The 19,162-nt window shown below is 41.1% G+C and carries 18 protein-coding genes, 2 tRNA genes and 1 other RNA gene; 14 read left to right on the top strand and 7 right to left on the bottom strand.

The genetic code is table 11. The features are described 5' to 3' along the window. Positions 1 to 12: 12 nt before the first annotated feature. On the top strand, positions 13 to 1,296 hold the full coding sequence (hemA, locus tag B9T23_RS00915; protein WP_086192510.1) for a glutamyl-tRNA reductase: 1,284 nt from the start codon (positions 13 to 15) through the stop codon (positions 1,294 to 1,296). Between the two features lie 33 nt (positions 1,297 to 1,329). Here hemA and B9T23_RS00910 read toward each other — a convergent pair whose 3' ends face one another. After that, positions 1,330 to 3,264: a DNA primase gene (locus B9T23_RS00910; protein WP_086192508.1), complete on the bottom strand. Its 1,935-nt coding sequence runs from the start codon at positions 3,262 to 3,264 to the stop codon at positions 1,330 to 1,332. Between the two features lie 202 nt (positions 3,265 to 3,466). Further along, positions 3,467 to 4,498, bottom strand: coding sequence for an outer membrane protein assembly factor BamD (locus tag B9T23_RS00905; protein WP_086192506.1), 1,032 nt, complete (start codon positions 4,496 to 4,498; stop codon positions 3,467 to 3,469). Between the two features lie 71 nt (positions 4,499 to 4,569). Between B9T23_RS00905 and rluD the strand changes: the two genes are divergently transcribed. Genes rluD through B9T23_RS00890 form a run of 3 tightly spaced genes read left to right on the top strand, consistent with a single transcriptional unit; the run spans position 4,570 to position 6,993 of the window. Further along, the gene (gene rluD, locus B9T23_RS00900; protein ID WP_086192503.1) at positions 4,570 to 5,622 is read left to right on the top strand and encodes a 23S rRNA pseudouridine(1911/1915/1917) synthase RluD; all 1,053 of its coding nucleotides are present in this window, start codon (positions 4,570 to 4,572) and stop codon (positions 5,620 to 5,622) included. 39 nt (positions 5,623 to 5,661) lie between these two features. After that, positions 5,662 to 6,402, top strand: a complete 741-nt coding sequence (pgeF, locus tag B9T23_RS00895) for a peptidoglycan editing factor PgeF (RefSeq protein ID WP_086192501.1) — start codon at positions 5,662 to 5,664, stop codon at positions 6,400 to 6,402. Positions 6,403 to 6,441: 39 nt separating this feature from the next. Then, positions 6,442 to 6,993, top strand: coding sequence for a flavodoxin family protein (locus B9T23_RS00890; RefSeq protein WP_086192499.1), 552 nt, complete (start codon positions 6,442 to 6,444; stop codon positions 6,991 to 6,993). Positions 6,994 to 7,057: 64 nt separating this feature from the next. Here the strand turns inward: B9T23_RS00890 and smpB are convergent, their stop codons facing one another. Further along, a complete protein-coding gene (smpB, locus tag B9T23_RS00885) occupies positions 7,058 to 7,537 on the bottom strand; it encodes an SsrA-binding protein SmpB (protein ID WP_067724009.1) in 480 nt (159 codons plus the stop codon). Between the two features lie 140 nt (positions 7,538 to 7,677). On the opposite strand from smpB, the gene coaD reads away from it, so the two are divergent. The 4 genes from coaD to B9T23_RS00865 all read left to right on the top strand — a co-directional run bounded on the left by coaD (position 7,678) and on the right by B9T23_RS00865 (position 8,992). Further along, on the top strand, positions 7,678 to 8,169 hold the full coding sequence (gene coaD, locus B9T23_RS00880; RefSeq protein ID WP_067724010.1) for a pantetheine-phosphate adenylyltransferase: 492 nt from the start codon (positions 7,678 to 7,680) through the stop codon (positions 8,167 to 8,169). Position 8,170: 1 nt separating this feature from the next. Next, positions 8,171 to 8,434, top strand: coding sequence for a YfhL family 4Fe-4S dicluster ferredoxin (locus B9T23_RS00875; RefSeq protein ID WP_086192482.1), 264 nt, complete (start codon positions 8,171 to 8,173; stop codon positions 8,432 to 8,434). Positions 8,435 to 8,460: 26 nt separating this feature from the next. Beyond that, positions 8,461 to 8,843, top strand: an RNA gene (gene rnpB, locus B9T23_RS00870) — RNase P RNA component class A. Positions 8,844 to 8,915: 72 nt separating this feature from the next. Next, positions 8,916 to 8,992 (top strand) — tRNA-Met (locus tag B9T23_RS00865). 68 nt (positions 8,993 to 9,060) lie between these two features. Here B9T23_RS00865 and B9T23_RS00860 read toward each other — a convergent pair. Then, positions 9,061 to 9,468, bottom strand: a complete 408-nt coding sequence (locus B9T23_RS00860) for a hypothetical protein (protein WP_171263027.1) — start codon at positions 9,466 to 9,468, stop codon at positions 9,061 to 9,063. A 180-nt stretch (positions 9,469 to 9,648) separates the two neighbouring features. Between B9T23_RS00860 and B9T23_RS00855 the strand changes: the two genes are divergently transcribed. Then, positions 9,649 to 9,725, top strand: a tRNA-Met gene (locus tag B9T23_RS00855). Between the two features lie 91 nt (positions 9,726 to 9,816). Here the strand turns inward: B9T23_RS00855 and B9T23_RS00850 are convergent. After that, the gene (locus B9T23_RS00850) at positions 9,817 to 10,842 is read right to left on the bottom strand and encodes a hypothetical protein (protein ID WP_228145884.1); all 1,026 of its coding nucleotides are present in this window, start codon (positions 10,840 to 10,842) and stop codon (positions 9,817 to 9,819) included. Then, positions 10,835 to 12,460: an NAD+ synthase gene (locus B9T23_RS00845; RefSeq protein ID WP_086192478.1), complete on the bottom strand. Its 1,626-nt coding sequence runs from the start codon at positions 12,458 to 12,460 to the stop codon at positions 10,835 to 10,837. The genes B9T23_RS00850 and B9T23_RS00845 overlap by 8 nt, the downstream gene beginning before the upstream one ends. A 246-nt stretch (positions 12,461 to 12,706) precedes the next feature. Between B9T23_RS00845 and B9T23_RS00840 the strand changes: the two genes are divergently transcribed. Continuing rightward, on the top strand, positions 12,707 to 13,192 hold the full coding sequence (locus B9T23_RS00840) for a type IV secretion protein Rhs (protein ID WP_086192476.1): 486 nt from the start codon (positions 12,707 to 12,709) through the stop codon (positions 13,190 to 13,192). 121 nt (positions 13,193 to 13,313) lie between these two features. Here B9T23_RS00840 and gltA read toward each other — a convergent pair whose 3' ends face one another. After that, positions 13,314 to 14,591: a citrate synthase gene (gltA, locus tag B9T23_RS00835; RefSeq protein WP_086192474.1), complete on the bottom strand. Its 1,278-nt coding sequence runs from the start codon at positions 14,589 to 14,591 to the stop codon at positions 13,314 to 13,316. A gap of 1,021 nt (positions 14,592 to 15,612) precedes the next feature. On the opposite strand from gltA, the gene sdhC reads away from it, so the two are divergent. The 4 genes from sdhC to B9T23_RS00815 are packed head-to-tail and all read left to right on the top strand — an operon-like array spanning position 15,613 to position 19,012. Beyond that, positions 15,613 to 16,011: a succinate dehydrogenase, cytochrome b556 subunit gene (gene sdhC, locus B9T23_RS00830; protein ID WP_067724017.1), complete on the top strand. Its 399-nt coding sequence runs from the start codon at positions 15,613 to 15,615 to the stop codon at positions 16,009 to 16,011. After that, entirely contained in the window at positions 16,011 to 16,376 is a 366-nt protein-coding gene (gene sdhD, locus B9T23_RS00825) for a succinate dehydrogenase, hydrophobic membrane anchor protein (RefSeq protein ID WP_086192472.1), read from the top strand. The genes sdhC and sdhD overlap by 1 nt, the downstream gene beginning before the upstream one ends. Before the next feature lie 12 nt (positions 16,377 to 16,388). Continuing rightward, positions 16,389 to 18,287: an FAD-binding protein gene (locus B9T23_RS00820; RefSeq protein ID WP_067724019.1), complete on the top strand. Its 1,899-nt coding sequence runs from the start codon at positions 16,389 to 16,391 to the stop codon at positions 18,285 to 18,287. Positions 18,288 to 18,301: 14 nt separating this feature from the next. After that, positions 18,302 to 19,012, top strand: coding sequence for a succinate dehydrogenase iron-sulfur subunit (locus B9T23_RS00815; protein ID WP_067724020.1), 711 nt, complete (start codon positions 18,302 to 18,304; stop codon positions 19,010 to 19,012). Positions 19,013 to 19,162: the final 150 nt, after the last annotated feature.

Below are 19,162 nucleotides of genomic sequence, written 5' to 3'. Positions count from 1 at the left end.
TGATGATCTGATATGTCTTTCTTTGCATTAGGTGTCAACCATCAAACCGCTTCTGTAGAACTGCGAGAACAGATTGCTTTTAACCCTGAAAAGTTAACGCAACTGCTTGCCGAGCAAAGCCAAAACCATGACTTGAATGATATGGTCGTGGTTTCTACATGTAATCGAACTGAAGTTTATGCGATGTCTGAAGATGCAGACATGGTAATGAATTGGCTCGCCCAGGCAAATGGCCTAGATGCTAAACAATTGTTAAATCATGTATATCGCTATGAAAATGCGCAGGCTGTGACGCATTTGATGCGGGTTGCCAGTGGTCTTGATTCCTTAATGCTGGGTGAACCGCAAATTTTAGGACAAGTAAAGTCTGCACTTTCTCTGGCTAAAGATGCCCATACCGTTTCTCCAAATTTAAACCGAATTTTTGAATATGCTTTTTACGCAGCCAAGCGCGTTCGCTCGGAAACTGCGGTAGGTAGTCATGCGGTTTCCATGGGCTATGCTGTTGCTCAACTTGCCCTTCAAGTCTTTAGCAAGCCTGAAAAACTGACCGTGATGGTGGTTGCAGCTGGTGAAATGAATAGCTTGGTGGCGAAACATTTGGCTGAAATGGGCGTGGGGAAAGTACTGATTTGTAATCGAACGCGTGCCCGTGCTGAAACACTGGCGCAAGAAATTGCTCATCGTGTAGATGTGGAAATTATCGATTTTTCCGAATTGGCTGCAAATTTGTATCGTGCAGATGTGATTTCAAGCTGCACTGGAAGTTTGCATCAAGTGATCGCTTACAAGGACGTTAAAACCGCATTAAAAAAACGTCGCTATCAACAAATGCTGTTGGTGGATTTGGCTGTTCCGCGTGATATTGATCCCAAAGTAGAATCATTAGATGGCGTGTATTTATATGGCGTTGATGATTTACAAAGTGTAATTGATGACAATCTTGCCCAACGTCGTCAGGCGGCTGTTGAAGCAGAAGTGATGGTCAATCAGTTAGCCACAGAATTGCTGACCCAGCAAAAAATCAACAAAGCAGGCAGTACCATTCATGCTTATCGTGAACAAGGCGAAGTTCTAAGACAGGAAGAGTTAGCTCTAGCGATGTCTCGAATTGCAACCGGTGAAAATGTCGAACAGGTTCTACAAGAATTTTCGCATCGCTTAACCCAAAAATTACTCCATCCTACTTCTATTCTATTACGTCAAGCGGCGAAAGCTGAAGATCCAAGTTGTTTTGAATGGATGCGTGATGATTTGGAAGATATCTTTGCAAAGCGTCGTAAAACTAAAAAATAATTTATTAATTTTTTAGTTTTAGCGTATGGCCACTTATTCGTCTATAAGCGTAAGTGCCCTTTTTTTTGCAATCTCGGAAATGCGCAGTTTTAGATTCTTCATTTCTGCAATGCTGCTAAATTTTTTCGATTTCATCTTTTTCGTTAGAAATTCATACTGTAATTTTGTAGATAAATCCGCTGCAAGCTTATCTGCTTGCTCTGGTGATGAAGTGTAATCGCTGATATTCGCATTCTGTAAAATATGCTGTAATTCATGATGGTACGCTGCACATGCACCTAAGACATAATATTGCGATAATTCGGTGTCATCCGGTAAATCATCAAAAATCACATTAAAGATATTTAAAATTTTAAACAGCAATTGATCTTGTGAAATTAAAGCACTCAGCGGTTCAAAATGAATATACAAATAAGGGTGATTCATCAAAATTGCAATCACATATTCTTCAGCATCAATTTTGGTGCTAAAGCTTAAAGATGCGTCATTGTTGACTTGCGGCTGCCATTTGCGGCTATAACCGAGCTTTTCACGGAAATATTGCTGCAACAAATAACGGTAAGAACCATGTTTTGGCAACAATTCAGTGAGCTGTTTGAGTTCGCCCATGACCTGACTTTTACCTTCAGGCGATGTGCTGTTATGGTTCTGAGTTAAATAGGCAAAAATAAACTCAGATAAAAGTGGCGCAGCTTGCAGCATGCGTTGGAAGCTTTCCAAACCTTCACGACGAATCAGCGAATCCGGATCATGATCATTCGGGAGTACGAAGAACTTAAGTTCACGACCATCATTTAACAAGGGTAGAGCAATTTCTAAAGTACGACGCGCCGCTTTTTGTCCCGCAGCATCACCATCAAAAGCAATAGTAATGCGTTGATTTTGCTTAAATAAAATATCTAGATGTTCGGTATTACTGGCTGTCCCTAGCGTCGCTACAGCCCCATAGATGCCATATTGCTGCAGGGCAATGACATCCATATAACCCTCAACCATCAACCAGTCTTGAGCTTTTTGCTTGCGTCCTTCATATAAACCATACAGCAGTCGGTTTTTATGAAAGACATCAGAATCTGGCGAGTTAATGTACTTGGGTTTGATTTCATCATTTAAAGCACGACCACCAAAGCCAACTACACGACCTTTAGAATCTCGAATCGGGAAAATCACACGGTCACGTAACAAGTCGAAGCCACGACCGCTGTCACTGGTACGAATCAGACCCAGTAATTTTAAACCTTCTATGTCTTGAGGGAAGGCTTTTTCAAGGTGTTGCCAGTCTTCAGGTGCATAACCTAAACGCCAATAAGCAATAGTTTCAGCACTTAAACCACGCTGTTTGAAATATTGCTGTGCGGTCTGACTATGCGGTAATTGCTGCTCATAATAGAGCGCAATATTTTCCAATAAATCGTATAAGTTACCGTCTTGAGGAATATCTTCAAAGGGTGCTGTCGCTTGATCAAACGCCGTAAATGGATCATTGCCATAGAACGCACCCTCTTGCATTTGGAATTCTGCAAAAGGGTCGTGATCCATTGTTACCGGTGATGGGGCATGAGAATTTTGTTGTAAATTCGCTGCAGCATTTTGAGTATTGGGTTCAATTTTTTTCGCAACCGGCTGAGGCTTTGCTGCTTCACGTTTGTATTTGAGTTTAGTTGAATCTTGATTATCTTTAGGAAGTTCAATGCCGGTTTGGCTCGACAGATCTTTCATCACATCGACAAAATTACGACCGTCGATATCCATTAAAAAGCGGATGGCATTACCGTTAGCCTGACAACCAAAGCAATGGAAATATTGTTTGTCTCGATAAACATGGAACGAGGGCGATTTTTCCTGATGAAAAGGGCAGCAACCTGAATAGGTGCGACCGGTTTTCTTAAGTTTCACGCGCTGACCAATCAGATCGACAATATCTGTTCGATCTAATATTTGATCAATCGTGTGTTGAGGAATAGCCATACGTATGCAATCGGGTTGTGATCTATCTATTAAAAATGGCTGACAAATAGGCTGTCAGAAGTTAGCTATGTTAAAAGTGCATCAGCTGTTAAAAGTTAATTTGTATACCTTTTGCACAAAATGATCAATATGATCGGTTAAAATAACAAAAGGGCAAGTATGATAACTTGCCCTTCATGAAAATGCGACCAGTAAGCTCGGCTTATTTAGTTGCTGGAGCTTCTTCTGTAGTCGGTTCTTCAATCGTTTCCTGTTTCGGTGCAGGAATACTGCTTTCTGTTTGTGGTCGATCTAATAAACCAAAACTTAAACGATTGGTGATACTACGTTTTCCCCCATCTTCAGAGCTTTGTTGTTGCTCTGCCTCTGTTGAAGTCTGCGCTTCACGTCCAAATACACCTAAAGTTGCGCGGTTAATCCAGCTGCCTTCACTGCGTGCAGCACGAAGATTCACGCTACCATCAGCTTTAACCAGGTTTGGATAATTGAGCTTTAACACTTCAATATATTGCTTTGAAGTTTGGGTATCACCTAATTTGTCATAACCATAGGCAATTGTGGCTAAGGCTTCAGGCACTTGAGGCGTTTGTGGATAATGTTCAACCACCCATAGTGAGCGTTCAACTGCAGCTAACCATGCCTTGCGCTTGATATTAAAACGCGCTGCATTCATCTCGGCTTCAGCCAATTCAGTACCAATAAACTTCATACGCTGGGCTGCATCGACTGCATAAGTGCTCGATGGGAAACGACGAATGAAATCGACAAAGTTCTGATAAGCCACTTTTAAATAGCTGACATCACGGTGTGCCTGCTTTAATGAGGTATAGCGTAATAGACCATTATAGTTTTGTTCCATATTCGCCACGCCACGAACATAGTAAGCATAGTCCACATTTGGATGTTGTGGATTTAAGCGAATAAAACGTTCAGCAAGTGCAATGGCACCTTCATAATCTTTTTGTTGAAATTTAACGTACAACAATTCTAATTGTGCTTGTTGCGCATAATCACCTGTAGGGTAATAAGTATCTAGCGCTTCAAGATGCTTAGCCGCGTCAGTATATTGACCACGTTCAAGGGCTTTTTCAGCTTTTTGAATATAAACTTGCTCGCTAGATTGTGGTCCTGTGTCCACAACATCTTTCTTTGGATTACTGCTACAGCCCGCTATTGCCGACGCAACGCCTAAAGATAAAGCAAGCATTGTCATTTTATAACGTGGTAACGACATAAAAATTCCTCTGTTAATACGGGCAATGAGCTACAATTGCACTATTAAACCACTTTTGTCTGAATGAGCAAATGAGTCAAGCACAATCTTCTAATTCTAATTTCCCTGAAACTGATTTCAATTTACTTGAAGATTCTGAGGATGCAGATAACCATACTTCAGACTCAACTGCAACACGTTTATCGTTGCAATTTCAATTGGATGAAAGCTATTTAGGGCAACGTATCGACCAGGTTGCAGCTCTGGTCTGGAACGATTTTTCCCGTGAAAAATTGAAGCAGTGGCTGAAAGATGGCCATTTGTTGGTAAATGGTAACACTGTCAAGCCCAAGTATAAATGTGAAGGCAATGAGCTTTTAACACTCAATGTTGAGCTGGAAGTTCAAACCAAAAGCTTGCCTGAAGATATTCCATTGAATATTGTTTATGAAGATGACGACATTATTGTCATTAATAAACCGGTCGGCATGGTGGTTCATCCAGGTGCGGGCAACAGCTCGGGTACCTTGGTGAATGCCTTGTTGCATCATTATCCTAAATCGGCTGAGTTGACACGTGCCGGTCTGGTACACCGTATTGATAAAGACACCAGCGGTTTGCTGGTGGTTGCGAAAAATCTGGAATCTCAATTTGCATTGAGTAAGCAGTTGGCGAAGAAAACCGTCTACCGTGTTTATGATCTGGTTGTTTACGGCAAAATTATTGCCGGTGGTACCATTGATGAGCCGATTAAACGTCATCCGGTTGATCGTATTAAAATGGCCATCTTGCCGGGTGGTAAGGATGCGGTAACACATTACAATGTGAAAGAGCGCTTCCAGCATTTCACGCGTGTACAAGCGCGTCTGGAAACCGGTCGTACCCATCAAATCCGTGTTCATTTTAGTTATCTGGGTTTTGGTCTGGTCGGTGATCCGGTATATATGAATCGTGTCCGCGTTCCTGCCGGTGCTTCTGAATTACTGGGTGAAACTTTGCGTGGCTTTAAACGCCAGGCATTACATGCATCAAAACTTGGCCTGGTTCATCCACGTTCAGGTGAAGATATGATGTTTGAAGCACCGTGGGCAGATGACTTTGCTCAATTGGTTGAAGTGTTACGTAGCGAAAACCAAGCCTACTAAGCTATTTTATCGCTTGCTATGAATCATAAGGAAAGAGACATGCAATTTGTTCAAGGGCTTCCACAAGGCGTATTTGTTGGGCAGACACGAGTGCATCATCAAAAAACTCAACCCTCTGCTCAACCTGAACTTGCAGGATTTAACCTGGCATTGCATGTCCATGATGATGCAAAGCGTGTGCAGCAGCATCGTATGGCGTTACTACACGAGTTTGCTGAATTCGGCGTCGATAAAGTCAGCTGGATGACACAAACGCACAGTACCATTTGTCATACCATCAATGAAGAAATTCCTTTTCATGCACTGGAAGGTGATGGTCTGGTCACCCAGCGTAAAGCGCATGCTTTAATGATGATGACTGCGGATTGTTTGCCTGTAGTACTCGGCAATGTGGATGGAACGGAAATAGCCAATTTGCATGCCGGTTGGCGAGGCTTGGCCAATGGTATTGTTGAAAATACCATTGCGAGCATGCAAAGTCAGCCAACTTGGGCATGGTTAGGTGCTGCGATCAGCCAGCCATGTTTTGAAATTGGTGAAGAAGTCAAATTCGCTTTTTGTTCAAAATATCCTGAACTGGAGAGTGCTTTTAAAGACAGTGGAAAATCCGCCAAGTTTTATGCCGACTTGTATGCCATCGCACGATTTATTCTGAAGCAGCAAGGTGTTGAAGTTGTACTTGGTGGTGACCAGTGTAGCTACCAGCAAGCGGAAGAATATTTTTCCTATCGCCGTGAAGCAAAGACAGGACGCATGGCCACATTCGTGTTTATGGCTTGAAACTGTTAAACTTGCTTAAAATTTACTGCTTTTATTGATATGTCTTTATCTTCGAAATCTCTTGCCATCGTTTATCACAGCCCCTATGGACATACTGCAAAAGTAGCCTCTTTTATTGCTCAGGGTGCCAAGCAAACAGGCATTCATGTGCATTGCATGAACATTGAACACGTCGATTGGGATGTACTGGATCAAGCTGATGCGATTGTTTTCGGTTGCCCAACCTATATGGGGAGTCTAACTGCTGCTTTGAAGTTATTTATGGAGCAGTCTTCCAAACGCTGGTTGGCACGCACATGGCAAGGCAAAATCGCAGCAGGTTTCACCAATGGTGGTGGATTGAGCGGTGACAAGTTAGCAGTATTGCAGCAGATTAATTTGTTTGCCATGCAACATGGCATGTTGTGGACAGGCTTGCCGATGATGCCCACAGGACGTAGTGCGCAGGATTTGAACCGGATGTCGAGCTTTTTAGGCTTAATGACCCAGTCCGATAACGCACCGGTTGAAATAACTCCGCCACAGGGTGATTTAGATACAGCCATCTGGTTTGGTGAATATATCGGCTTATTGCTGGCTAAACTAAAATAAAAGCAGATTGATGTGAATATTAAAAAACCTCCAGATGGAGGTTTTTTGTTTTATAGATAAAAACTTATTTATGGAAAATTCGGGCTTTATCGCGTTGCCAGTCACGGTCTTTTTCAGTCGCACGTTTGTCATGCAGCTGTTTACCTTTCACTAAGGCAATTTCAAGTTTCGCTTTTGGACCTTTGAAATAACACGCCAATGGAACACATGAATAACCTTTCTGGTTAATCGCACCCATTAACTTTTCAATTTCACGGCGGTTCAATAACAACTTACGCGTACGTGTTGCTTCAGGCACAACATGTGATGATGCGCTCAGCAAAGGCTGAACCTGTGCACCAAACAAGAAGGCTTCACCATTTTTAAAGGTAATATAGCTTTCTACGATGGTCATACGACCTGCACGCATGGATTTTACTTCCCAGCCTTGTAATGAAAGACCAGCTTCAAACTTCTCTTCAATAAAATAATCGTGGCGGGCACGTTTGTTAAGTGCAATAGTTCCACCGTTATTTTTTTTAACTACAATACTTGCTTTCGCCATAATCTGATACTTCCAATCTTACTGCTATTGTACCGCAACTCGAACCAAGATGAAGTTTTTTAAATTTATGAGGATTATTCACTAAAAAAACAAGTTTTTGTTAAAATAAGTATCTACACAATAAACTAGAGTACAAATGGATGTCTAAAACTCGCGTTATTTATCCGGGCACATTCGATCCAATCACCAATGGTCATATCGATTTAGTGTCACGTGCAGCGAAAATGTTTGATGAAGTTGTGGTTGCCATTGCCATTGGTCATCATAAGAATCCAGTCTTTAGTTTAGAAGAGCGAGTGGATTTGGCGCAGAGTTCGTTAAGTCACTTGCCCAATGTAGAGTTTGTCGGCTTTGATGGTTTGTTGGTGAATTTTTTCCGCGAACAAAAAGCTACAGCAGTGCTTCGTGGTTTGCGTGCAGTATCTGACTTTGAGTACGAATTTCAATTGGCCAATATGAATCGTCGCCTTGATTCGAATTTTGAAGCGGTGTTTTTAACCCCTTCAGAGCAATATTCTTTTATTTCATCTACGTTGGTACGTGAAATAGCACGTTTAAATGGTGATGTGACCCAGTTTGTACCGCAAGCGGTGGTTGAAGCCTTTAAACGGAAACAGCAGCAAGGTTGGTAGCGTGTCTTTATATATTACCGATGAATGCATCAATTGTGATGTGTGTGAGCCGGTGTGCCCGAATGAGGCCATTTTTATGGGTGAAATCATTTATGAAATTCACCCAAACTTATGTACCGAATGTGTCGGGCATTTTGATGAACCCCAGTGTCAATTATTCTGTCCAGTCGATTGTATTCCGAATGACCCAGAGCATGTGGAGTCACAAGATCAATTGATGGATAAATATAAAAAACTGATTGCTCAAAAAACCACAAGCAATTAGTGCTGAAGTTTGATAAGATGCGCCCCGAAGTGAGCTAGACGATCGCTGCTGTGTAGATCTTCGTGATTGAAACAGGGGAGGAAAGTCCGGGCTTCATAGGGCAGGGTGCCAGGTAACGCCTGGGCGGTGAAAGCCGACGGCAAGTGCAGCAGAGAGTAGACCGCCATCTTTGCAATTTCCCTTCGGGGAGACCAAGAGAGATGGTAAGGGTGAAAGGGTGCGGTAAGAGCGCACCGCGTGTCTGGTAACAGTTCACGGCAAGGTAAACCCCACCAGAAGCAAGACCAAATAGGAATCCTGAGGCACGGCCCGTGCTGGATTCGGGTAGGTCGCTTGAGCGTACGAGTGATTGTGCGCCTAGAGGAATGATCGTTCACGACAGAACCCGGCTTATCGGCTCACTTCACCAATTTTTTTACAATTATTGTGTGATATTTCTTGACATACAGCATGTTGAAATAGATAATACGCGCACAGTTTTGGCTATGTAGCTCAGTTGGTTAGAGCACCGCACTCATAATGCGGGGGTCACAGGTTCAAGTCCCGTCATAGCCACCATTTTCATAGGTCACGCTTCTATAAGCGTGACCTTTTTTTATGCTTAAAATTTATATTTAAAAAATAATTTATTCGCACTGAATGGCGCTTGCTGCCAGTTTAATTTTTGGAAATTCTTGATCGTATTTTTCTAAAATAGCGTCTTTCTTCTCTGGACCGAACACCATCAATTGTAATTGACTAATTTTATGTTCAGTTAAATGCTGATATGCGCAATGCAATGCGATCTGGTTTTGTTTGGCAATCGCTAATTTTTGATCTTCTGGAATTTGTTCAATTCGATAGAGTTTTTGCTGTGCTTTACTGAGCTGGGCCAGACTGCGTTTTTGTTGCATGCTCAGCAGTTGCTGATTGTTGATCCAGCGTGCCACATCCATACGTACGCCATTGTAGTTCACAAATAGAGGGGAAATCACTTGGCAGCCTGTACCCACAATGGCAACTAGGCTTATACAGATTAACTTGAATTGATTCATATGCTTCTCGCTCTATTGAGCTTTTTCTTTGGGGAGAATAATGGGAAAAATATCATGAATAAAAGCGGGGTTTGTTTAAATATTAACTTAAAAATTTTAAATTGCTTAAAGTCTGAACACTTGTAAAACAAAGGGCTTGACGCTACTCGCTGAAATTTAGATAATGCGCACACAGTTTATGGCTATGTAGCTCAGTTGGTTAGAGCACCGCACTCATAATGCGGGGGTCACAGGTTCAAGTCCCGTCATAGCCACCATTTTTATAGACCACGCTCTCAGCGTGGTCTCTTTTTTTTGTGGGTCAAAAAAGTATTAGCTTATATAAAGACAAAAAATACGAGAAAAGAATTACAATTTATCTTGGATATACTGCTCAATAAATTGATGTGTGGTTTCACTTAAATAAAAAGGCGAGATCAGTTGCTGTAGAATCTCGTCTAATAAACCTTGTTGTTCTAGAGCCTGAATTGCATGCGGCAAGAAACGCAGTGCTTCCTGATGCAAATCAGCTTCATTTAAGCCAACAGACTGCAATAATTCTTGTAGGTTGTAATCGGCAAAATAATTATAAAAAACGGCTACAACATCCAAAATAACCTGTTGTAAGTATTCGCCTTGTCTCAACTGTCGCCATGTTTCATAGACCAATATAAAAAACTCTTCAAAGTCGATGGCCTGGAATTGAGAGAAGGTCTCTTTCAGGGTTCTTTGTTTAACATCATCCCATAAATGCAGACTGATATCGGCAAGTTCTTCATTGGGCAATAAAATGATATTACCCAGTTGTTTGAGTAATGCCTGAGCAAGTTGCTGTTCAAGTTTGAGTTCAATGTTTTGTTGTTGGTCTTGAATAAAACTTAGTATTTTGGAACCTAAACCATATTCATGCGTATTTAACTTGCGTAGGTGATCCAGCCAAGGTGTATTACTTTCAAGAATTTGATTGGCCAGCTGTAAACTCACATGGTTTACTTGTGGATTGTGCTGCAAGTTGGCTTGAATATAATGACGCAACTGGTCTAATTCAAGGATCTTGTACAGCCATAATTCAAAAGATTCATCAGAAAATAGCTCATTGATTTGAGTGTGGCTATTAATGGCAAGATGATGAATTCTTTGTGCGATAAGGCCGATAAATTCTAAAATTTCCGCGCCTAAATTTAGTTCAAAGGCATATTTTTGAACCACATCTTGTAATGCTTCAAGTTGAATACATTGTTTTAACAGTATTTGATCTGAATGGGTATAAATGTGATGAATAAATTTTTCTATGTATGGGTTATTTTGTTGTGCTAATAATTGTTTTTTAATAAAGCGAGTTTGCTCAAGCATAAGCGCTTGAGCAAACTGTGGAGCAAAGTCCTGCTTAGGCACCCGGTGCCCATCCATTCATGATTGGATAGCGACGTTCACGGCTAAATGAGCGTGAGCTAATACGCGGGCCAATCGCAGCCTGACGACGTTTGTATTCGTTACGGTCGACCAGACGAATGATTTTTTCAACCACTTCTTTTTTAAAGCCTTTGGCAATGATGTCATCTTGGCTCATATCTTCTTCAATATAGGCATAAAGAATTGCATCAAGTACGTCATAAGCAGGTAAGGAATCTTGGTCTTTTTGGTCAGGACGAAGTTCAGCAGAAGGTGGACGAGTAATCACACGTTCAGGAATCACTGGGGTTTCTGAAATGCTGTTACGGTATTTAGCCAGTTCAAACACAATTGTTTTATACACGTCTTTCAGAACGGCATAACCACCCGCCATATCGCCATACAGCGTGCAGTAACCTACAGAAAGTTCTGATTTGTTACCGGTAGCCAATACCAGATTACCGAATTTATTCGATAATGCCATTAACAGTGTGCCACGTGAACGAGCCTGTAAGTTCTCTTCAGTCGCATCCGCAGGGCTGTTGCCGAAGAATGGATACAGGGTTTGCATAAAGCTGTGAACAATTGGATTGATTTCGGCAATACCGAAAGTCACACCCATATTCTTCGCTTGTGCGGCAGCATCTTCAACACTGATTTGAGCGGTGTAAGTATACGGCATCATCACGGCTTGAACTTTGTCTGCACCAATTGCATCAACAGCGATCGCAAGTGTTAGTGCTGAGTCAATCCCGCCAGACAAACCTAGAATCACACCTGGGAAGCCAGAGCGTTGAATATAATCACGCGTCGCTAAAACTAGACCTTGATAAATTTCAGCCATGGTATCTAAAACAGGAGTTACTGTTCCAACTTTATAAGCTTGTTGTTCAGCTGCATATTCGGCGTAATAAAGATCTTCTTTAAAGCTTGGTGCTTGTAAGGCAATGTTGCCGTCTTTATTGATAACAAAACTGGTGCCATCAAAAATAAGGTCGTCTTGACCACCGACTTGGTTGGTATAAACCAAATTAATGTTCAATTGTTTAGCAAGCTCGCTCATGGTGGTAAGACGATGTTGCGGTTTACCCACTTCATAAGGTGAAGCATTTAACACTAAAGCGGTTTCAACATTCAATTGTGATAATTGATGCACGGTACTTAGTGACCAAATATCTTCACAAATCAAAACGCCAAATTTATGACCTAAATATTCAAAAACAAGGTGTTGATGTCCTTCGCTAAAATAACGTTTTTCATCAAATACGCTATAGTTTGGCAAGTTCTGCTTGTTGTAAATACCAAGCACTTGACCATCTTTCATGACCGCTGCAGCGTTGTAGCGGTGACCATCTTCTGTTTGATTGACAAAACCAAAGACCATTACAATGTCTTTCACTTGGCTAAGTTGCTCAAATGCTTTTTGAGTACGTTTAGCAAGGCTGGGGCGGAGTAATAAATCTTCCGCAGGATAGCCAAGGGTTGAAAGCTCTGGGAAGATAATTAAATCAGCTTTTTGTTTTTTGGCTTCATTTACCTGTTCAAGCATTTTTTGAGCATTTGCTTCGATATTGCCAATATGCGGAGAGAATTGTGCAAGGGCAATTTTAAAACTTTTCATTACAACTTAATCCTATACCTATAGGGATATATACACAGACTTATGATTTATTATGGCTATTGGTTCAACGCTGTGTACGTGACGACAAACAAATAGATGTTTAATCAATAATTAGCAATTCGATACTATATACGAATTGCGGCATTTGTTGAGAAAAAAACAAAAAAAAATCTGAATTTAGACAAAAAAACTACAGCGTTAATGGCAGAATAAGAACGCTAAAATGCATGGTTATTGCCCGATCAGATGACATTGTTTATGAAACCTATATTGCATACTTTGAATCAGTTATTTGAGGTTAAGAATCGTAAATTAACCCAAGGTGAAAGGCAGCTTGCACAGTCTGTTTTTGGTGCAGATTTGCAGCTGGATGCTATTCGAATTGTGGCACATCGTGGGGTCATTAAAAATTATGCCATTAGTCCGAATGGACATATTTATTTCCACCCGCAAAACTGGTGCGAAGACTTCTCGAAACTGTCGTTAGCTAAACAGTCATGGTTAATTCATGAGCTGACTCATGTTTGGCAAATTCAGCAAGGTTTGGCTGTGGTGCGTAAGGCAATATTTGACCGCAAATATCGTTATGTCTTAGAGCAGGGTAAATTGTTTTTGCAGTATGGCATTGAACAGCAGGCGCAGATGGTGCAGGATTATTTTATTAAAAAATCACGTGGTCAAGAGTGTCAGGCCTATGAGGACTGTATTCCGTTCCTGTCTCAAAAAGCGTGATCTTGTGCTGAGCTTAAGATAACAAAGTGGTTTATTGGGTATTCAGAAGAATTAAAGTATTTTTAAGTCATAAAAAAACCACCCGAAAGGGTGGTTTTTTAAATCGTAGAATTCTTTCGAATTAACGACCTTGGATGTTACGTTGAACTTCACCAGTGTAAAGTTGACGTGGACGACCAATTTTGTAAGGACCGCTGTGCATTTCTAACCAGTGGCTGATCCAGCCAACAGTACGTGCAAGAGCGAAAATTACAGTAAACATTTCAGTCGGGATACCAATCGCTTTAAGGATGATACCTGAGTAGAAGTCTACGTTAGGGTATAAGTTACGTTTGATGAAGTATTCGTCAGACAACGCAATACGTTCAAGTTCCATAGCAAGAGCAAGTTGTGGATCGTTGATGCCTAGAGCAGCAAGAACTTCATCACAAGTTTCTTTCATTACTTTCGCACGTGGATCGAAGTTTTTATAAACTCGGTGACCGAAGCCCATAAGTTTAACTTCTTTAGTTTTCACTTTTTCCATGAAGCCAGCAACGTTTTCTACAGAGCCGATTTCATCAAGCATCTTAAGAACAGCTTCGTTCGCGCCGCCGTGAGCAGGACCCCAAAGTGCAGAAATACCCGCAGCGATACATGCGTAAGGGTTAGCACCTGTAGAACCAGCTAGACGTACTGTAGAAGTAGACGCATTTTGTTCGTGGTCAGCATGAAGCGTAAAGATACGGTCCATTGCTTTAGCAAGAATTGGGTCAACTTTGTAATCACGATCCGCAGGAGTAGCGAACATCATGTGAAGGAAGTTTTCAGCGTAGTTCAAGTCGTTACGTGGGTAAACGAACGGTTGACCGATGGTGTATTTGTAGCTCCAAGCTGCAAGCGTAGGAACTTTAGCAATCAAGCGGATTGCTGTAATTTCACGGTGATCAACATTTTCGATGTCTAGGTTGTTGTGATAGAACGCAGAAAGCGCACCCACTACACCAACCATGATTGCCATCGGGTGAGCATCACGACGGAAACCATTGAAGAAACGGCTAACTTGATCGTGAACCATCGTGTGGTTACGAACTTTAGCGTCAAATTCTACTTTTTGTTCAGCTGTTGGGAGTTCGCCGTTTAACAATAAGTAGCAAGTTTCTAAGTAGTCTGCTTTAGTTGCTAACTGGTCGATCGGGTAGCCACGGTGTAAAAGAACACCTTTACCACCATCGATGAATGTGATTTTAGATTCACATGCAGCTGTTGCCATAAAACCAGGATCAAAAGTAAAGTGACCTGCGGCCAACACATCTTTAACGTCGATTACATCTGGGCCCAATGTGCCGCTGTAAATTGGTAATTCAATTTCTTTGCCATCAAGCTGTAAAACGGCTTTTTTGCCAGTTGCTTCAGACATTCAATAGATCTCCTGTCCTGGTGAATGTTTTATCCGACTCGTAGTACTAATCTTTTAATGCGCGAATCAGATGGATCAAAAATTTGCTATAAGATTAGTGAGTACTGAAATTTTGTCAATTATACTTATGGATAAAAAATGACGTTTTCATAAGGGTTTGGTCAAAAAATAATCCAATAATGATGAGAAAAATCACAGCACAGACACGCTATAATAAGTCAAATTGTTGCTTAGGTGCAGAAAAAAATAATGCTACTGCTTTAATTGTAGGCAAGTTTTAATTCTTAAAAGCTCTAGATGTTTTGAGTTTTACAAATGGATTTTATGACTAAACCATTATAATTCTCGTAACTTACCGATATTGCTTGAAGGGAAGTGTTGCTTTCTTATTCATAATAAAAAGCGATTAATCATCTGTAAAAAAGTGTGCGTTTGTATAGAAAATAACTGATTTGCTGCGGTGAAAATGATGATTTATTAATCAATTGTGTGATAAAAAGCCATGTTTTTGTCTATATAGTGAACTTTATAGGGTGAGGGCGGGGAGTTATGCACAGACTAAGTTGTTATTTCGTTTCATGATGTTGCCAATATGTGCTTTTACATAAATACCTTATATTTATTTAAAAAATATACAGGTAATTTTCCTGATTCATCATTATATAAAGAGATAACAAGCCATTAGGGTGCTTTGTTCATCTTTAGTCTAAATATATTGATTTAATTGTCAAAGCAAAAAACGATCAATCAAATAGTGTTTTAATTAATAAAAACCAAGTATATAGCTATGTTTTCTTAGATGTATTTTGTCTACTTTAGTAGGGGAATTCATGCTAATGATTCTTATTTAATGGTTTTTTGTGGAAAAGGTAAATGTGATTGTTTGTATTTTAATAGTTCACGTTTTATAATTCCCTGTCGTTTTAAGTTTAGGTATTGCTGGATACTGCAAATACCTAACAATGCTAGCTTTCCTTCGAATTAATTCCAACAAACTCCGGATGGAGTTTTTACTTACAGGATGCCCGCTGTGAAAAGCAACAGACCTGTCAATTTGTCCATGGGTCAAGTTTTAGAAGTAAACTTAAAATCCCCTGTGGCTATTGCATCAATTCTACACCGTCTTTCTGGTGTCATCGTATTTTTACTCGTACCGGTACTTTTGTGGCTTTTAGACAAATCATTGTCTTCGGCTGAAGGTTTTGCTCAAGTTCAAGCAATCTTCGGTAGCTTCATTGTGCGTTTCATCGTATGGGTATTTGTAGCCGGTTTAATATTCCACTTTATTGCGGGTGTTAAGCATTTACTTGCAGATATCGGTGTTGCCGAAGAACTGCAAAGTGGTCGTATAGCAGCTACTATTTCATTGATCTTGTCTGCAATTGGTATTATTGCAGCATTTGTATGGATTGTTCTCTAATGAAAAGTGCTACAGGTTTTACGGGTTCAGGTTCTCGCGATTGGTTTATCCAACGTGTCAGTGCTGTTGTATTAGCTGTTTATACTGTTGTGGTGTTTGGTTGGATCCTCATTAATGGCGGATTTAACTACGAACAATGGTTTGGCTTTATGATGACATTACCAATGAAGGTTTTATCTTTGTTGGCAGTCTTATCTCTTGTCGCACACGCTTGGATCGGCATGTGGCAGGTATTCACTGACTATGTGACTACTCGTCAAATGGGTCCTTCAGCTTCAGGTTTACGCCTAGTGCTGACATCAGCAGTAATTATTGCTGTATTTGCATATGCAATCTGGGCGATCCAGATTTTTTGGGCGAATTGATAGGAAAATATCATGGGCGCGATAACCCCTAAAGAAGATTATACAAACATTCAACACCTCACTTTTGATGCAGTCATCGTTGGTGGTGGTGGTTCAGGTATGCGTGCTTCATATCAGCTTGCTCAAGCGGGTTTGAATGTTGCAGTGCTGACTAAAGTATTCCCAACACGTTCGCACACTGTTGCAGCGCAAGGTGGTATCGGTGCATCTCTTGGTAACATGCAAGAAGATAACTGGCACTACCACTTCTATGACACGGTAAAAGGTTCGGACTGGTTAGGTGACCAAGACGCAATCGAATTTATGTGTCGTGAAGCGCCTAAAGTTGTTTATGAACTTGAACACATGGGTATGCCATTTGACCGTAATGCGGACGGTACAATTTACCAACGTCCATTTGGTGGTCACTCTGCGAACTACGGTGAAAAAGCTGTTCCTCGTGCGTGTGCTGCTGCCGATCGTACAGGTCATGCGCTTCTTCATACGCTTTATCAAAGCAACGTGAAAATGGGTACTCAATTCTTCGTGGAATGGATCGCGCTTGATCTGATTCGTAACGAAGCTGGTGATGTACTGGGTGTGACTGCAATTGACCAGGAAACTGGTAATATTGCGGTATTCCAAGCAAAAGCGACATTGTTTGCAACTGGTGGTGCGGGTCGTGTTTATCGTGCATCTACCAATGCGTATATCAATACTGGTGACGGTCTTGGTATGGCAGCACGTTCTGGTATTCCATTACAAGATATGGAATTCTGGCAGTTCCACCCAACAGGTGTTGCGGGCGCAGGCGTATTGTTGACTGAAGGTTGTCGTGGTGAAGGTGCAATCCTTCGCAACAAAGACGGCGAACCATTCATGGAACGTTATGCACCAACTTTGAAAGACTTGGCACCACGTGACTTCGTATCACGTTCTATGGACCAGGAAATTAAAGAAGGTCGTGGTTGTGGTCCTAAAGGTGATTATATCCTTCTAGATATGACGCATTTAGGTGCTGACACCATCATGAAACGTCTTCCATCTGTATTTGAGATTGGTAAGAAGTTCGCGAACGTTGACATCACTAAAGAACCAATTCCTGTTGTGCCGACAATCCATTATCAAATGGGTGGTATTCCAACAAATATTCATGGACAGGTTGTTGTTCCTGAAGGTGCTTCGGATACTAACTTTGAAGCAGGTTATGACAAAAGTGGTGACGTTTACTCAACCAATGGCGGTGAGCGTAACTATACAAAACCTGTTAAAGGCTTCTATGCAATTGGTGAGTGTTCTTGCGTATCTGTACATGGTGCAAACCGTTTAGGTACCAACTCGCTGCTTGACTTGGTTGTATTTGGTAAGGCGGCTGGTGAACATATTATTGATTACGTGACTAAACATCACGGTGATGAATACCAACCGCTTCCGACCACAGTGTTTGAAAATACAAGAAAGCGTATTCGTCACTTAGATGAATCAACTTCTGGTGAAAATGCTCAAGACGTTGCTGATGCAATTCGTGACATCGTTCAAGACCATGCTGGTGTATTCCGTACTCAAGCATTACTTGACGAAGGCGTGAAACAAATTCTTGCGATTGAGCCACGTGTTCGTAATATTCATTTAAAAGACAAATCTAAAGTATTTAACACTGCACGTGTTGAGGCTCTAGAGGTTGAGAATTTATATGAAGTCGCGAAAGCAACGTTAATTTCTGCTGCTGCTCGTAAAGAATGTCGTGGTGCACATACTGTTGTTGATTATGAATTACCAGCAGATCACCCAACATATTCTTACGGTCGCCGTGATGATGAATGGATGAAGCATACTTTGTGGTTCTCTTCAGACAACCATCTTGAATACAAACCAGTCCGTTACAAACCAGTATCGGTTGATGCGATTCCACCAGCACCACGTACATTCTAATCAGGAGAATAAAGATGAGTAGAGGTATCCGTACATTTCATATCTACCGCTATGATCCTGATAAGGATAAAGCACCGTACATGCAAACTTTTAAACTTGAGTTGACTGACAAGCACCGTATGTTGCTTGACGCTCTTCTTGCGTTAAAAGTACAAGACGAATCTTTAACGTTCCGTCGTTCATGTCGTGAAGGTATTTGTGGTTCTGATGGTGTAAACATCAACGGTAAAAATGGTTTGGCTTGTTTGTGGAATCTTAACGATTTACCAAACGAAATCACCATTCGTCCTTTACCAGGTTTGCCTGTAGTAAAAGACTTGGTTGTTGATATGAATCAGTTCTACGATCAGTACAACAAAATTCATCCATTCTTGATCAATAATCAGCCTGCGCCAGCGAAGGAACGTTTACAGTCTCCTGAAGAGCGCGAGCATTTAAATGGTCTTTATGAATGTATTCTTTGTGCATGCTGTTCAACTGCATGTCCATCATTCTGGTGGAACCCGGACAAATTCTTGGGTCCTTCAGCATTGTTGAATGCATACCGCTTCATTATTGACTCTCGTGATACAGCAACTCAAGATCGTTTGGCTCGTCTTGACGATCCATTCAGCTTGTTCCGTTGTAAAGGCATCATGAACTGTGTATCTGTTTGTCCTAAAGGTTTGAATCCAACTAAAGCGATCGGTCACATCCGTAGCATGTTGTTAGACCAAGCAGGCTAATCTGTAGCAGTCAAAAAGGCACACCTCATGGTGTGCCTTTTTTTATGTTTTGAATGTCATAATGATTTATAGGTTCATGCAAAAAATGTATGTAATGGGTCAGGGTGGCTGTTATTGGTGTTGAATTAAATGATTGGAATTGTTTAAAAA

This window comes from Acinetobacter terrae (assembly GCF_002135195.1).
Lineage (GTDB): Bacteria > Pseudomonadota > Gammaproteobacteria > Pseudomonadales > Moraxellaceae > Acinetobacter > Acinetobacter terrae.
The sequence above is the reverse complement of the archived record's forward strand: the minus strand, read 5'-3'. Positions and strand labels throughout refer to the sequence as shown.

What these genes read in the sequence shown, in the direction of transcription:
- rluD (WP_086192503.1), top strand. Translation starts at nt 4,570, where the DNA reads ATGAGTCAAGCACAATCTTCTAATTCTAATTTCCCTGAAACTGATTTC.
- B9T23_RS00840 (WP_086192476.1), top strand. Translation starts at nt 12,707, where the DNA reads ATGACATTGTTTATGAAACCTATATTGCATACTTTGAATCAGTTATTT.
- B9T23_RS00890 (WP_086192499.1), top strand. Translation starts at nt 6,442, where the DNA reads ATGTCTTTATCTTCGAAATCTCTTGCCATCGTTTATCACAGCCCCTAT.
- coaD (WP_067724010.1), top strand. Translation starts at nt 7,678, where the DNA reads ATGTCTAAAACTCGCGTTATTTATCCGGGCACATTCGATCCAATCACC.
- B9T23_RS00860 (WP_171263027.1), bottom strand. Translation starts at nt 9,468, where the DNA reads ATGAATCAATTCAAGTTAATCTGTATAAGCCTAGTTGCCATTGTGGGT.
- B9T23_RS00905 (WP_086192506.1), bottom strand. Translation starts at nt 4,498, where the DNA reads ATGTCGTTACCACGTTATAAAATGACAATGCTTGCTTTATCTTTAGGC.
- pgeF (WP_086192501.1), top strand. Translation starts at nt 5,662, where the DNA reads ATGCAATTTGTTCAAGGGCTTCCACAAGGCGTATTTGTTGGGCAGACA.
- B9T23_RS00910 (WP_086192508.1), bottom strand. Translation starts at nt 3,264, where the DNA reads ATGGCTATTCCTCAACACACGATTGATCAAATATTAGATCGAACAGAT.
- sdhC (WP_067724017.1), top strand. Translation starts at nt 15,613, where the DNA reads ATGCCCGCTGTGAAAAGCAACAGACCTGTCAATTTGTCCATGGGTCAA.
- sdhD (WP_086192472.1), top strand. Translation starts at nt 16,011, where the DNA reads ATGAAAAGTGCTACAGGTTTTACGGGTTCAGGTTCTCGCGATTGGTTT.
- gltA (WP_086192474.1), bottom strand. Translation starts at nt 14,591, where the DNA reads ATGTCTGAAGCAACTGGCAAAAAAGCCGTTTTACAGCTTGATGGCAAA.
- B9T23_RS00845 (WP_086192478.1), bottom strand. Translation starts at nt 12,460, where the DNA reads ATGAAAAGTTTTAAAATTGCCCTTGCACAATTCTCTCCGCATATTGGC.
- B9T23_RS00815 (WP_067724020.1), top strand. Translation starts at nt 18,302, where the DNA reads ATGAGTAGAGGTATCCGTACATTTCATATCTACCGCTATGATCCTGAT.
- smpB (WP_067724009.1), bottom strand. Translation starts at nt 7,537, where the DNA reads ATGGCGAAAGCAAGTATTGTAGTTAAAAAAAATAACGGTGGAACTATT.
- hemA (WP_086192510.1), top strand. Translation starts at nt 13, where the DNA reads ATGTCTTTCTTTGCATTAGGTGTCAACCATCAAACCGCTTCTGTAGAA.
- B9T23_RS00820 (WP_067724019.1), top strand. Translation starts at nt 16,389, where the DNA reads ATGGGCGCGATAACCCCTAAAGAAGATTATACAAACATTCAACACCTC.